Below are 13,761 nucleotides of genomic sequence, written 5' to 3' on the forward strand. Positions count from 1 at the left end.
AATTATAATTGCACTTTTTAACGTCAAAATGGATTCAGAATAATAGCAGGCTATGAATCTTAGAGATAAATCCTAATTTTTATCCGGGAATTATTTCCCGCAATAAATGCGCTTCAAAAGGGGCAGTTTTACCGCCCCTGTGGAAATATTAATGGCGGCTCAAAATTCCGCGCCGATAGAGATTACGTTTGATACGCGTAAGCCCGGGTTTCGGTTTGCGGGGTTCATCCAGGCTTGCCAGAACAATCTCAAGCACGCGCTCGGCGACGTCGCGGTGACGCTGGGCCACGGCCAGCACCGGACATTGCAGGAAGTCGAGCAGTTCGTTATCGCCGAAGGTCGCAATCGCCAGATCGGATGGCAGTTTGCCATCGCGACGTAATGTCACATCCATCACCCCCTGCAACAAGGCAAACGAGGTGGTAAACAACGCCTGCGGCATCGGGTGCGTTTCCAGCCATTTCTCGAACAGCTGGGCAGCCGCTTCACGCTCATAGCTGTTGGCATACAGATAATGAACGTCACGCGGATCGTCTTTCCATGCCGTACGGAACCCTTGTTCACGCAGGAAGCTTACGGAAAGTTCAGGCAAAGCGCCAAGATACAGCACCGTTTCAGCCGGGAAGGTACGCAGCTCGGCAGCCAGCATTTCTGCATCGTCCTGATCGGCACCTACGACACTGGTGAAATGTTCACGATCCAGCGCACGATCCAGCGCCACAATCGGGAACGGATCGTTTGCCCAGCGCTGATAGAAAGGATGCTCTGGTGGTAAAGAGGTCGACACGATGATGGCGTCAACCTGACGTTGCAGCAGATGCTCAATGCAGCGCATCTCGTTGTCAGGCTGATCCTCGGAGCAGGCAATCAACAGCTGATAGCCCCGCTGACGAGCCTGACGTTCCAGATAGTTGGCGATGCGGGTATAGCTGGTATTTTCCAGGTCCGGGATAACCAGGCCAATCGAGCGGGTGCGCCCGGCACGTAAACCTGCGGCGACAGCATTCGGATGGTAATTATGCTCACGAACGACTGCCATCACTTTCTCAACGGTCTTATCGCTGACACGATACTGCTTTGCTTTACCGTTAATCACATAGCTGGCCGTGGTTCTCGACACGCCGGCGAGCCGGGCGATTTCATCCAGTTTCACAATTGCCCCTCAAAAAAAGAAAAAAGTCCATGGCCCTGTCAAGGTTATGGTTAAATATTTTAACATCTAAACGCAGAATAGCTTTCACGGCAACCGCTTTTGTCCGCGTTGTCGGTGGATTACGCAAAAAAAAGCCCGGCTTTGGCTACCGGGCTGAAAGAGGCGAACCTTTTGCGCAACTAACGCATGCTTTTATCGCCGCGCGAGAGGCCAACAACGCCAGAGCGCGCAACTTCAACAATTTTTGCTACATCCCTGACGGAGGCCAGGAACGCATCCAGCTTATCGCTCGTTCCGGCAAGCTGCACAGTATATATAGAAGGCGTGACGTCGATGATCTGCCCACGGAAGATATCCGTGTTGCGCTTGACCTCTTCACGACCGTAACCGCTGGCCTGAATTTTCACCAGCATCACTTCACGTTCGACGTAAGCCCCCTGCCCCAGCTCGCTGACGCGCAGTACGTCCACCAGTTTGTGCAACTGTTTTTCAATCTGCTCAAGCACTTTCGCATCGCCGACAGTCTGGATCGTCATGCGGGAGAGCGTTGGGTCATCGGTCGGCGCAACGGTCAGGCTTTCAATGTTATAGCCGCGCTGCGCAAAAAGCCCAATGACGCGTGACAGTGCGCCCGACTCATTTTCCAGTAATACAGATAATATCCGGCGCATATCAGGTTCTCTCCGTTTTGCTTAACCACATTTCATCCATACCGCCGCCACGGATATGCATCGGATAAACATGCTCTGTGCCGTCGACGATGACGTCCATGAAGACGAGGCGATTGTTTTTAACGTGCTCAAGCGCTTCGCCGAGCTTCGCTTCCAGCTCTGACGGATCGGTTACCCGCATGCCAATATGACCATAGGCTTCAGCCAGGCGGACAAAGTCCGGAAGTGACTTCATATAAGACTGAGAGTGACGGCCAGAATAAATCATATCCTGCCACTGCTTTACCATACCGAGGTAACCGTTATTCAGGTTCAGCACCAGCACTGGCAACTCATATTGCAGCGCAGTAGAAAGCTCCTGAATATTCATCTGTATGCTGCCATCACCCGTCACGCAGATCACCGTTTCGTTTGGCAACGCCAGCTTCACCCCCAGCGCGGCGGGCAGACCAAAGCCCATCGTGCCGAGCCCGCCAGAGTTGATCCAGCGACGCGGTTTATCAAACGGGTAATACAGCGCAGCGAACATCTGATGTTGGCCCACGTCAGAAGTGACATACGCATCGCCATTGGTCAGACGCCAGATCGTCTCGATCACCGCCTGCGGCTTGATGTTCTCACTTTGTGTGTCGTACTTAAGGCACTGACGGCCACGCCACTGTTCGATTTGCTGCCACCAGTCGCGGATCTCGTCCAGCGGTTGAGACGCGGTCTCCTGCGCCAGCAGATCCAACATTTGATCCAGCACCTGTCGTGCGTCCCCCACGATCGGCACATCCGCCGGCACCGTTTTAGAGATTGAAGTCGGATCGATATCAATGTGCAGCACCGTCGCATGCGGACAGTATTTCGCCAGATTATTGGTGGTGCGATCGTCAAAACGCACGCCGACGGCAAAAATCACATCAGAATGGTGCATCGTCATATTGGCTTCATAGGTGCCGTGCATACCCAGCATGCCCAGCGCCTGACGGTGGGTAGCCGGGAATGCCCCCAGCCCCATCAGCGATGACGCGACAGGAAGATTCAGCTTCTCAATCAGTTCGCGTAGTTGCGTTTCACAGGCTGCATTGACGGCGCCGCCCCCCACATAGACTACGGGCTTTTTCGCAGCCAGCAGCGTTTGCAGCGCACGCTTAATCTGGCCTTTGTGCCCCTGCGTCGTCGGATTATATGAACGCATGCTCACCGACTCAGGCCACAGGTAAGGCAGTTTATTCGCGGGATTGAGAATATCTTTTGGCAGATCGACAACCACTGGCCCAGGACGACCGCTGGCGGCCAGCCAGAAGGCTTTTTTCAGTACGCCCGGGATGTCTTCCGTTTGCTTAACCAGAAAGCTGTGCTTCACCACGGGGCGTGAGATCCCCACCATGTCGCATTCCTGAAACGCATCATAGCCAATCAGTGACGTCGCCACCTGTCCGGAGAGAATGACCAGGGGAATGGAGTCCATATACGCAGTCGCAATGCCGGTAATGGCATTGGTCGCCCCCGGTCCGGAAGTGACGAGCACAACACCCACCTCGCCCGTGGCGCGGGCCAGGCCGTCTGCCATATGCACAGCAGCCTGTTCATGACGAACCAGAACATGATCAATACCGCCTACCGTGTGCAGCGCGTCATAAATATCAAGAACCGCACCTCCAGGATAGCCGAACACTTGCTTCACGCCCTGATCGATAAGCGATCGGACGACCATTTCCGCGCCAGACAACATCTCCATGCTTTGCCTCCAGGCTTTTGTTATAGACGGTCAACAGAATTCATTTCCGCGCCGTCTTCTGACAGGGTAAACCCATCTTATAAAGTGCAGAGTGATGGATACCTTAACCGCTCGTTATGAGCCAGGCAATTAGCAAACGGAATGCGGGAATGGGCAATAAAAGCAGAAAAAACAGCTGTCAGACACGAATATGGTGAATTCATCTGCTATGAGGGGAGACGCTAATAATTCATCTCTTAAAAAGAGGATGGATCAGGAAATCATCTATTTTTAAGCCTCCCTGAGTGTCTGAAAAAATGCGAACAGAACAAAATATTGCTTGCATAAAAAAACACAGAATAAACCGCATGGCACCATGCGGTTTATTCACCCTGTCTTATCGACGACAAATATTGATCAGCAGCTCTTCCATCCATTGATGCCCTTTATCCCGCCCCGCCGCTTCATGCCAGGAAAGATAACAGGTACGGCTATTCAGCTTGAGCGGCAGAGGTAAAATTTGCAGGCTCAGCGAATCGGAGAACTCTTCAGCAAGCCAGCGCGGTGCAATAGCGACTAGCTGCGTCTGAGAAACGACATTCAATACGCTGACCATCGCCATTCCCTGATAGGCCACGCTGGCTTGTTTATCGGCAGTGTCATACCACGGCAGACTAAATGAGGCATATCTGTCCAGAGCAACCACGGCATGCTGCTCGCTGTAAACATCGCTTTCACGCAGCGGAGAATTCATACGGGGATGTTTTTTGCTGGCGACTAACACCATTTCATCTTTAAACAATGGAACACAGGCAAACTCTGGACGGCGAAACTCTTCATAGCCCAGAACGAACTCCGTTTCCTGATAACGAAGCTGGTGCTCAGTATTTTGATTTAATGATGATTTAAAAACGAGATGAATATTAGGAGCAATGTGTTCAACTTTATTATATATAACAGACGTCAAATAATTGTCTAACGGACTGCAAACACAGAGATGGAAAACCCGTTCACTGCTTAAGGGTTCAAAACCCGAGCCGGGAAGCTCATTTTGTACCAGCTGTAGCGCCTGACGAATCGAACCGAATAGCTGGAATGCACGCGCCGTGGGCTGGATACCTCTTCCATAGCGGACGAATAACTCGTCGTTAAACATCACCTTAAGTCTGGCTACGGCATTACTCACGGCAGGTTGAGATATTCCCAGAGATTGCGCTGCTCGCGTAATATTCTGCTCCTGCATAACTGCATCAAATACAGTTAACAGATTGAGATCCACTGTGCGCAACTGAGGCTTAACCCCATCATAAGTCTGTGGTTGGTTAATATTATTTTCTGGCATTTCTGACTCCACCGTCACGCTAAATTCCCTTTGCCAAGGTACAGTAATAACTTCGAAAAATATGATTTACCATGCATATACAACAAGCGAAAGGAAATTATTTAAAATTCGGAATATATAAAGAAACCCCATTCAACGAGCGACTTTACGCATCCCATAAATGAAGAGCTAAAAATCGTTCAAAAGATATCTCAAACTTTAATGTGGGCATGAAACCATAAATCAGACAAATGCACAATCAACGCACTCATTAATAATGACTTAAGTGTTATTAAACTATTAATGGCATACATCGCATTTTCATTAACAAAATGATATCAATTTTGATAACTTACTCACCCGCAAATCATTCATGTAATTTATAAATCAATGATATGAAACAGATTCCATTTCACAGCACATTGGTAAAAATAGTATGTTCAATTGCTACCAATTATATTCAAATTATTCCAGAGATGAATCGCCAGTCCAATAATAGACAATAAAATCGGTTAGACATGCAAAAACCAGCACAATTAGCTAATGAGTTTATCCTTTACTGAGTGGCCGTTTTGCCTGAGAGGGGTTGACATGAGTTGGCGTATCCAGTACCACTAAAAGCATATCGCATTCACCTGGAGCACGATTCATGATTCGCACCCTTCGTTTCACCGGTCTACTACTACTAAACGCATCCACTGTGCGCGGTAGACTGGCGGGCGAAATTCAGCGTTGAATCGTCTTCAGTAAAACTAAAAACCCGCGCCACTGCGCGGGTTTTTTTATGCTCGTAGCAAGGCGCCCTAAGACTGACAAGGACCTAACCCATGAGCCAGCAAGTCGTTATTTTCGATACTACTTTACGTGACGGTGAACAGGCATTACAGGCGAGCCTGAGTGTTAAAGAAAAACTGCAAATTGCTCTGGCCCTCGAACGCATGGGTGTAGACGTAATGGAAGTCGGCTTTCCCGTCTCCTCGCCAGGTGATTTCGAGTCAGTGCAGACCATCGCCCGCACCATCAAAAACAGCCGCGTGTGCGGTCTGGCTCGCTGCGTAGAGAAAGATATTGATGTGGCCGCGGAATCCCTGAAAGTTGCAGAAGCCTTCCGTATCCATACATTCATTGCCACCTCCCCCATGCACATTGCGACCAAGCTGCGCAGTACGCTGGATGAAGTGATTGAACGTGCGGTGTATATGGTCAAACGCGCGCGTAACTACACTGATGACGTCGAATTCTCCTGTGAAGATGCAGGCCGCACGCCGATTGACGATTTGGCCCGTGTGGTGGAAGCCGCCATCAATGCCGGCGCCAAAACCATCAACATCCCTGATACCGTCGGCTACACCATGCCGTTTGAGTTCGCCAATATCATCACCGGCCTGTATGACCGCGTACCGAATATTGATAAAGCGATTATCTCCGTCCACACCCACGATGATTTGGGTCTGGCCGTGGGCAATGCCATCGCAGCCGTCCACGCCGGCGCGCGTCAGGTAGAAGGCGCGATGAACGGTATCGGTGAACGCGCGGGCAACTGCTCGCTGGAAGAAGTGATCATGGCGATCAAGGTGCGCAAAGACATCATGGATGTGCACACCCGCATCAATCACAACGAGATCTGGCGCACCAGCCAGACCGTCAGCCAGATTTGCAACATGCCGATTCCGGCCAACAAAGCGATCGTCGGCACGGGTGCCTTCGCGCACTCCTCCGGTATTCACCAGGATGGCGTGCTGAAGAACCGTGAAAACTACGAAATCATGACTCCGGAATCCATCGGTCTGAACCAGGTTCAATTGAACCTGACCTCGCGCTCTGGCCGCGCGGCGGTAAAACACCGTATGGAAGAGATGGGTTATAAGGACAGCGATTACAACATGGATCAGCTGTACGACGCATTCCTGAAGCTGGCTGACAAGAAAGGCCAGGTCTTCGATTACGACCTGGAAGCACTGGCATTCATCAATAAACAGCAGGAAGAGCCAGAACACTTCCGTCTGGACTACTTCACCGTTCAGTCAGGCTCAAGCGATATCGCTACCGCCTCCGTCAAGCTGGCCTGCGGCGATGAAATTAAAGCGGAAGCCGCCAACGGTAACGGCCCTGTGGATGCCATTTACCAGGCGATTAACCGCGTCACTGAGTACGACGTAGAGCTGGTGAAATACGACCTGACGGCAAAAGGGCACGGTAAAGACGCCCTGGGCCAGGTTGATATCGTCGTCAACTACAACGGTCGCCGCTTCCACGGTGTGGGTCTGGCGACAGATATCGTCGAATCCTCCGCGAAAGCGATGGTGCATGTCCTGAACAACATCTGGCGCGCCGCCGAAGTGGAAAAAGAGTTGCAACGCAAGGCTCAGAATAAAGAGAACAATAAGGAAACCGTGTAATGTCGAAGAATTACCATATTGCCGTGTTGCCGGGCGACGGAATTGGCCCGGAAGTGATGGCACAGGCACTGAAAGTACTGGAAGCTGTTCGTTCGCGTTTTGCGATGAAAATTACCATCAGCCACTACGACGTGGGCGGTATTGCGATTGATAATCACGGTACTCCCCTGCCGAAAGGGACTGTAGAAGGCTGCGAAAATGCCGATGCCGTTCTTTTTGGCTCCGTGGGCGGCCCAAAATGGGAACACCTGCCGCCAGCAGAGCAGCCAGAGCGCGGTGCGCTGCTGCCGTTGCGTAAGCACTTCAAACTGTTCAGCAACCTGCGTCCGGCGAAACTGTACCCGGGGCTGGAAGAGTTTTGCCCGCTGCGCGCGGATATCGCGGCCAACGGTTTCGACATCCTGTGCGTGCGTGAGTTGACCGGCGGCATCTACTTCGGTCAGCCAAAAGGTCGCGAAGGCAGCGGTCAGCATGAGAAAGCGTTTGATACCGAGGTCTATCACCGTTTTGAAATCGAACGTATCGCCCATATCGCGTTTGAGTCAGCGCGCAAACGCCGCCGTAAAGTGACCTCTATTGATAAAGCAAACGTGCTCCAGTCGTCTATTTTGTGGCGCGAAATCGTCAGTGAAGTCGCTAAGCAGTACCCGGACGTTGCGCTGTCGCATATGTATATCGACAATGCAACGATGCAGCTGATCAAAGATCCGTCCCAGTTTGACGTGCTGCTGTGCTCCAACCTGTTCGGCGATATTCTCTCGGATGAGTGCGCCATGATCACCGGCTCCATGGGCATGCTGCCCTCGGCCAGCCTGAACGAAGAAGGCTTTGGCCTGTACGAACCGGCGGGCGGCTCCGCGCCGGATATCGCAGGCAAAAACATCGCCAACCCGATTGCGCAGATCCTCTCCCTGGCTCTGCTGCTGCGCTATAGCCTGGATGCAGGCGATGCAGCAACCGCAATTGAAAACGCCATTAACCGGGCGTTAGAAGAAGGCGTCCGTACCGGCGATTTAGCACGCGGCACGGCGGCAGTCAGTACCGATGAAATGGGCGACATCATTGCCCGCTATGTCGCTGAAGGGGTGTAATCATGGCTAAGACGTTATATGAGAAGTTGTTTGATGCGCACGTGGTCTACGAAGCACCAAACGAAACCCCACTGTTGTACATCGACCGTCATCTGGTACATGAAGTGACCTCTCCTCAGGCATTTGACGGCCTGCGCGCGCACAAGCGCCCGGTGCGTCAGCCGGGTAAAACCTTTGCCACGATGGATCACAACGTTTCCACCCAGACCAAAGACATCAATGCATCTGGCGAGATGGCGCGTATCCAGATGCAGGAGCTGATTAAGAACTGTAACGAGTTTGGCGTGGAGCTGTACGATCTGAACCACCCCTATCAGGGTATCGTCCACGTAATGGGGCCTGAGCAGGGGATTACCCTGCCAGGCATGACCATCGTCTGCGGCGACTCCCATACCGCAACCCACGGCGCATTTGGCGCGCTGGCGTTCGGGATTGGGACCTCTGAAGTTGAACACGTTCTGGCGACGCAGACCCTGAAGCAGGGCCGCGCCAAAACCATGAAGATTGAAGTGAAGGGGAAAGCCGCGCCGGGTATCACCGCGAAAGATATCGTGCTGGCGATTATCGGCAAAACCGGCAGTGCAGGCGGCACCGGTCACGTCGTTGAGTTCTGCGGAGATGCTATCCAGGCGCTGAGCATGGAAGGTCGTATGACCCTCTGCAACATGGCCATTGAGATGGGCGCCAAAGCAGGACTGGTGGCCCCAGACGAAACCACCTTCAACTATGTGAAGGGGCGTCTGCATGCGCCGAAAGGTCAGAATTTTGACGACGCGGTAGCGTACTGGAAAACCCTGAAAACGGACGAGGGGGCAATTTTTGATACCGTTGTGACGTTACAGGCGGAAGAGATCGCCCCGCAGGTCACCTGGGGCACCAACCCGGGCCAGGTGATTTCTGTCAACGACAGCATTCCTGACCCGGCTTCCTTCGCCGATCCGGTCGAGCGCGCCAGTGCGGAAAAGGCGCTGGCCTATATGGGGCTGAAACCCGGCGTACCGCTGACCGACGTGAGCATTGATAAAGTGTTCATCGGCTCCTGTACCAACTCCCGTATTGAAGATTTACGCGCTGCGGCAGAAATTGCTAAAGGCCGCAAAGTGGCGCCGGGCGTGCAGGCGCTGGTTGTGCCGGGCTCCGGTCCGGTGAAAGCCCAGGCGGAAGCGGAGGGTCTGGATAAGATCTTTATCGAAGCAGGCTTCGAATGGCGCCTGCCCGGCTGCTCCATGTGTCTGGCGATGAACAACGACCGCCTGAATCCGGGCGAGCGATGTGCCTCCACCAGCAACCGTAACTTTGAAGGCCGTCAGGGCCGCGGTGGGCGCACCCACCTGGTCAGCCCGGCAATGGCCGCCGCTGCGGCAGTCACCGGTCATTTCGCCGATATTCGCAGCCTGAAATAAGGAGACAATCATGGCAGAGAAATTTACCCAACATACGGGCCGTGTTGTCCCGCTGGATGCCGCTAACGTCGATACTGACGCTATCATTCCTAAGCAGTTTTTGCAGAAAGTGACGCGCACGGGTTTTGGTGCGCATCTGTTCAACGACTGGCGCTTCCTCGACGATAAAGGCGAAGTGCCAAACCCGGAATTCGTCCTGAACTTTCCGGAATACAAAGGCGCCTCCATTTTGCTGGCGCGGGAAAACTTTGGCTGTGGATCGTCGCGTGAACATGCGCCATGGGCATTGACCGACTACGGCTTTAAGGTGGTTATCGCCCCAAGCTTCGCGGATATCTTCTACGGCAACAGCTTTAACAACCAGCTGCTGCCGGTGACGCTGAGTGACGAACAGGTCGATGAACTGTTTGCGCTGGTGCAGGCAAATCCGGGGATTGCGTTTGAAGTGGATCTGGAAGGGGAAGTGGTGAAAGCCGGGGATAAAACCTACAGCTTCAGCATTGATGCGTTCCGTCGCCACTGCATGCTGAACGGTCTGGACAGCATTGGTTTAACTCTCCAGCACGAAGACGCCATCTCCGCGTACGAGAAAAAACAGCCTGCGTTTATGGGCTAAAGACAATGGCCCGCAAAAAGCGGGCCATTGATTTGTTTCGTAAAGCCGCCTTCCAAAATCAGACATCCTTAACCCGGCAAGTCAGCCCAAGCGTAACCACCGAAATCGCGGCAATCACCCAGTAAACTGAGCCATGCCCGTAACTTTGCGCCAGCGCCCCCTGAATCACCCCCGCCAGGATCACTCCGGTTGAAATGCTGTTGGTAAAAAGCGTGGTCGCAGAGCCTGCGCGTCCGGGCATAAGATCCTGGAACCAGAGCATGCCGATCCCGGCAACGATGCCGATAAATACCGCGTTAAACAGCTGTAACGTCAGCAAAGCTTCACGCGAATGGAACAGGATCAGCCCCGCGTAGAACACCACCCCAGCCGCCACGGCGACGACCATCATCCGACGCTTTCCGAAACGTTTGACGTAGTAACCCGCCAGAATCATCGCCGGGATCTCCAGCCCGGCAGCGGTGCCCATCAGGATCCCCGCGAGCTTGTCGGGCAGTCCCAGATCGCTGCTGATCCACAGCGGCATATCGATAATGTACATGGTGTTGCAGGTCCACATCAGCGTGGAGGCGATAAACAACATGCGGACGTTTTTATCCTGCCAGCCGCTCACCTGCGTGATGGGCTTGTCCGTCACCTGCTCTACGCGCGCCACCGATGGCAGCGCAAAGGCTATCAGCGCCAGGCTGATGACAAAAATCCCCGCCGCGATGGAAAACATGGTGGTGAAGCCGTAGTTCAGCGCCAGCATGAACGCCAGCGGGGGACCAATGACCCACGCCAGCGAGAGCTGCGCACGCATCACCGAGCTGAACATCACCACTTCCCTCGCCGAGTTGTCGGCGTACTCCCGTGCCAGGGCGAAGAGCTGCGGCATGGCGGTGTTCGCCAGAGAGGCCAGCAGCACGCCGCAGGTAATGAGCGTCAGGTAATGGCGGTTGAAGGCAAACAGCAGCGCGTTGCCCACGGCCATTGCGCAACAAAAGAGGATCAGCTTGCGGCGATCGCCCTGGCTGTCGGATCGTTTCGCCAGCCACAGGCTGACGAGGATCCCGGCAATGGCGTTGACGGTGTAGAACAGGCCCACCCAAAACGGCTGCGCCCCCACCTCGCGGCTGAGAAACAGGCTCAGCGTCGGCGCCTGTAGCGCGCCGGCTACGCCCATCATGAAGGCCACCAGCATAAAAGCGGCGTACACGCCATTCAGGCGTCGCCCCATCGTCATCAACCAGAGCATGCGCAAGTCCTTATGAAAGCGAATCGAAATTGGGTGAAATAGTAAACGAAAAAAGCCAGCAAAAAACATTTTGCTGGCGGGTGATTAGCACCAATACTCAGTCACACATGATCGAGGCGAGTTAGCGAGAAGAGGTCGGTTTCGTAACGTCCCACTGCATCAGATCTTCCAGTATTCTCAGCCGCTGCTCTGCGCACTGGCGGGCCAGCCAGGACACTCCCTTTGTCGCTGAAAAATAGTGCTGATAAAACTGACGTGCGGTAGACCTCTTCATAATTTACCTCCTCGCTTCATCGATAAGGATTATTGGCTTAATATAGGGATTAATAAATTGCTGATTTTTTGTCAGGAGTTCCCCTTTTATGCCTTCTGGTCGTCTGCAACAACAATTTATCCGCCTCTGGCAGTGCTGCGAGGGGCAATCGCAGGAGACCACGCTGAACGAGCTGGCTGAACTCCTCAACTGCTCCCGGCGTCATATGCGTACCCTCCTCAACACCATGCAGCAGCAGGGCTGGCTAAACTGGGAGGCTGAAGCCGGACGCGGCAAGCGCTCGCGCCTGACTTTCCTTTATACCGGCCTGGCGCTACAGCAACAGCGGGCGGAGGATCTGCTGGAGCAGGACCGCATCGATCAGCTGGTCCAGCTGGTGGGCGACAAAGCCGCCGTGCGCCAGATGCTGGTCTCGCATCTGGGACGCAGCTTTCGTCAGGGACGCCACATTCTGCGGGTGCTTTACTACCGCCCAATGAAAAATCTGTTGCCCGGTACGGCGTTACGTCGCTCTGAAACCCACATGGCCCGGCAGATATTCAGCGGCCTGACGCGGATAAATGAGGAAAACGGGGAACTGGAGGCGGATATCGCGCACCACTGGCAACAGCTTTCCCCGCGCCACTGGCGCTTTTTCTTACGCCCCGGCATTCATTTCCACCATGGACGCGAGCTGGTGATGCGCGACGTTATCGATTCCTTAGAGCGCGCCCGCACGCTGCCGCTCTATTCGCATATCTCGCGGATCCACTCCCCAACGGCCTGGACGCTGGATATTGAGCTATCGCAGCCGGACAAATGGCTTCCGTGGCTTCTGGGCTACGTCCCCTCAATGATCCTGCCTGCCGAGTGGCGCTCCCTGAACAATTTTTCCAGCCAGCCGATTGGTACGGGCCCCTACTCCGTTACACGAAACAACAGTAATCAGCTGAAGATCCGCGCCTTTGATGATTACTTTGGCTACAGGGCGTTGATCGACGAAGTGAACGTCTGGGTGTTACCGGATCTCAACGAAGAGCTGAGCGCAGGCCTGACCCTGGAAGGGCCAACAGCCGGTGAAAAGGCGTTCGAAAGCCGCCTGGAGGAGGGCTGCTACTACCTGCTCTTTGATAGCCGCAGCCATCGCGGGGCAAACCACGACGTACGCAGGTGGATCAGCCATATTCTTGCCCCTGCTAACCTGATTTATCACGCAGAGGAGCAATACCAGACCTGGTGGTTCCCGGCCTATGGCCTGCTTCCGCGCTGGCACCATGCGCAGCCAGTGCGCAGTGAAAAACCTGCCGGACTGGAGACCATCACCCTCAGCTACTATCGCGATCACATTGAGCACAGGTTTATCGCAAGGATCATGAGCACGCTGCTGGCAGCCGAAGGCGTGACGCTGGCGATACAGGAAGTCGATTATGATGAATGGCATCGCGGAGACGTCATCAGCGATATCTGGCTCAACAGCGCAAACTTTACGCTGCCGCTTGATTTCTCGCTCTTTTCTCACCTGTACGAAGTGCCCCTGATTCAGCACTGTATCAACCGGGACTGGCAGCAGGACGCCGCACGGTGGCGGGCAGGAGAAATGGATCTGGCCGCCTGGTGTCAGGAATTACTGGCCGGGCAGACGATCGTACCGTTGATTCACCACTGGCTGCTGATCCAGGGCCAGCGCAGCATGCGCGGCCTGCGGATGAACACCCTGGGCTGGTTTGATTTTAAATCCGCCTGGTTTGCGCCGCCGGAGCCATAACGCTTTCGTAATATTCACCAAATCATTACAATAGCGCCGTTCTCAACGGGGTGCTGCATCACAGATGTGCGCTGAGATAATACCCGTCGAACCTGATCCGGATAACGCCGGCGAAGGGATTTGAGGCTGTCGCTCAAAATCCTTTGC

The 13,761-nt window shown here is 53.8% G+C and carries 12 protein-coding genes and 1 riboswitch; of the genes, 6 read left to right on the plus strand and 6 right to left on the minus strand.

The window, feature by feature from the left end:
• Positions 1 to 148: 148 nt before the first annotated feature.
• The 4 genes from cra to leuO form a co-directional block, all read right to left on the minus strand.
• The gene (gene cra, locus AM329_RS13570; protein WP_003856369.1) at positions 149 to 1,153 is read right to left on the minus strand and encodes a catabolite repressor/activator; all 1,005 of its coding nucleotides are present in this window, start codon (positions 1,151 to 1,153) and stop codon (positions 149 to 151) included.
• A 179-nt stretch (positions 1,154 to 1,332) separates the two neighbouring features.
• Positions 1,333 to 1,824 carry an acetolactate synthase small subunit gene (gene ilvN / locus AM329_RS13575; protein ID WP_075155264.1) on the minus strand — a complete coding sequence of 164 codons (492 nt, stop codon included), beginning with the start codon at positions 1,822 to 1,824 and terminating at the stop codon, positions 1,333 to 1,335.
• A 1-nt stretch (position 1,825) separates the two neighbouring features.
• A complete protein-coding gene (gene ilvI / locus AM329_RS13580; protein ID WP_003856373.1) occupies positions 1,826 to 3,550 on the minus strand; it encodes an acetolactate synthase 3 large subunit in 1,725 nt (574 codons plus the stop codon).
• 376 nt (positions 3,551 to 3,926) lie between these two features.
• Positions 3,927 to 4,871 (minus strand): transcriptional regulator LeuO, encoded by a 945-nt coding sequence (leuO, locus tag AM329_RS13585; protein ID WP_032608495.1) that lies wholly within the window; start codon positions 4,869 to 4,871, stop codon positions 3,927 to 3,929.
• 628 nt (positions 4,872 to 5,499) lie between these two features.
• On the opposite strand from leuO, the gene leuL reads away from it, so the two are divergent.
• From leuL to leuD, 5 genes are all read left to right on the plus strand, one after another.
• The gene (gene leuL, locus AM329_RS26350) at positions 5,500 to 5,586 is read left to right on the plus strand and encodes a leu operon leader peptide (RefSeq protein ID WP_057979999.1); all 87 of its coding nucleotides are present in this window, start codon (positions 5,500 to 5,502) and stop codon (positions 5,584 to 5,586) included.
• Positions 5,587 to 5,677: 91 nt separating this feature from the next.
• Entirely contained in the window at positions 5,678 to 7,249 is a 1,572-nt protein-coding gene (leuA, locus tag AM329_RS13590) for a 2-isopropylmalate synthase (protein ID WP_032608494.1), read from the plus strand.
• Positions 7,249 to 8,340, plus strand: coding sequence for a 3-isopropylmalate dehydrogenase (leuB, locus tag AM329_RS13595; protein ID WP_032608492.1), 1,092 nt, complete (start codon positions 7,249 to 7,251; stop codon positions 8,338 to 8,340). The genes leuA and leuB overlap by 1 nt, the downstream gene beginning before the upstream one ends.
• Before the next feature lie 2 nt (positions 8,341 to 8,342).
• Positions 8,343 to 9,743 (plus strand): 3-isopropylmalate dehydratase large subunit, encoded by a 1,401-nt coding sequence (gene leuC / locus AM329_RS13600; protein WP_003856382.1) that lies wholly within the window; start codon positions 8,343 to 8,345, stop codon positions 9,741 to 9,743.
• Positions 9,744 to 9,753: 10 nt separating this feature from the next.
• Complete coding sequence (gene leuD, locus AM329_RS13605; protein WP_032608490.1) at positions 9,754 to 10,359, plus strand: 3-isopropylmalate dehydratase small subunit; 606 nt, start codon at positions 9,754 to 9,756, stop codon at positions 10,357 to 10,359.
• 58 nt (positions 10,360 to 10,417) lie between these two features.
• Here the strand turns inward: leuD and AM329_RS13610 are convergent, their stop codons facing one another.
• Positions 10,418 to 11,596 (minus strand): sugar efflux transporter, encoded by a 1,179-nt coding sequence (locus AM329_RS13610; RefSeq protein ID WP_003856386.1) that lies wholly within the window; start codon positions 11,594 to 11,596, stop codon positions 10,418 to 10,420.
• A 121-nt stretch (positions 11,597 to 11,717) separates the two neighbouring features.
• Positions 11,718 to 11,870, minus strand: coding sequence for a glucose uptake inhibitor SgrT (gene sgrT, locus AM329_RS13615; RefSeq protein WP_003856388.1), 153 nt, complete (start codon positions 11,868 to 11,870; stop codon positions 11,718 to 11,720).
• Positions 11,871 to 11,958: 88 nt separating this feature from the next.
• On the opposite strand from sgrT, the gene sgrR reads away from it, so the two are divergent.
• On the plus strand, positions 11,959 to 13,614 hold the full coding sequence (sgrR, locus tag AM329_RS13620; protein ID WP_032608489.1) for an HTH-type transcriptional regulator SgrR: 1,656 nt from the start codon (positions 11,959 to 11,961) through the stop codon (positions 13,612 to 13,614).
• A 36-nt stretch (positions 13,615 to 13,650) separates the two neighbouring features.
• Positions 13,651 to 13,751: riboswitch (TPP riboswitch) on the plus strand.
• Positions 13,752 to 13,761 lie beyond the last annotated feature (10 nt).

Source organism: Enterobacter cloacae complex sp. AR_0002 (assembly GCF_001922365.1).
Classification (GTDB): domain Bacteria; phylum Pseudomonadota; class Gammaproteobacteria; order Enterobacterales; family Enterobacteriaceae; genus Enterobacter; species Enterobacter hormaechei_C.

Excerpts from the sequence above, each read along its gene's own strand:
- ilvN (WP_075155264.1), bottom strand. The coding sequence starts at position 1,824 with ATGCGCCGGATATTATCTGTATTACTGGAAAATGAGTCGGGCGCACTG.
- ilvI (WP_003856373.1), bottom strand. The coding sequence starts at position 3,550 with ATGGAGATGTTGTCTGGCGCGGAAATGGTCGTCCGATCGCTTATCGAT.
- leuO (WP_032608495.1), bottom strand. The coding sequence starts at position 4,871 with ATGCCAGAAAATAATATTAACCAACCACAGACTTATGATGGGGTTAAG.
- leuL (WP_057979999.1), top strand. The coding sequence starts at position 5,500 with ATGATTCGCACCCTTCGTTTCACCGGTCTACTACTACTAAACGCATCC.
- leuA (WP_032608494.1), top strand. The coding sequence starts at position 5,678 with ATGAGCCAGCAAGTCGTTATTTTCGATACTACTTTACGTGACGGTGAA.
- leuB (WP_032608492.1), top strand. The coding sequence starts at position 7,249 with ATGTCGAAGAATTACCATATTGCCGTGTTGCCGGGCGACGGAATTGGC.
- leuC (WP_003856382.1), top strand. The coding sequence starts at position 8,343 with ATGGCTAAGACGTTATATGAGAAGTTGTTTGATGCGCACGTGGTCTAC.
- leuD (WP_032608490.1), top strand. The coding sequence starts at position 9,754 with ATGGCAGAGAAATTTACCCAACATACGGGCCGTGTTGTCCCGCTGGAT.
- AM329_RS13610 (WP_003856386.1), bottom strand. The coding sequence starts at position 11,596 with ATGCTCTGGTTGATGACGATGGGGCGACGCCTGAATGGCGTGTACGCC.
- sgrT (WP_003856388.1), bottom strand. The coding sequence starts at position 11,870 with ATGAAGAGGTCTACCGCACGTCAGTTTTATCAGCACTATTTTTCAGCG.
- sgrR (WP_032608489.1), top strand. The coding sequence starts at position 11,959 with ATGCCTTCTGGTCGTCTGCAACAACAATTTATCCGCCTCTGGCAGTGC.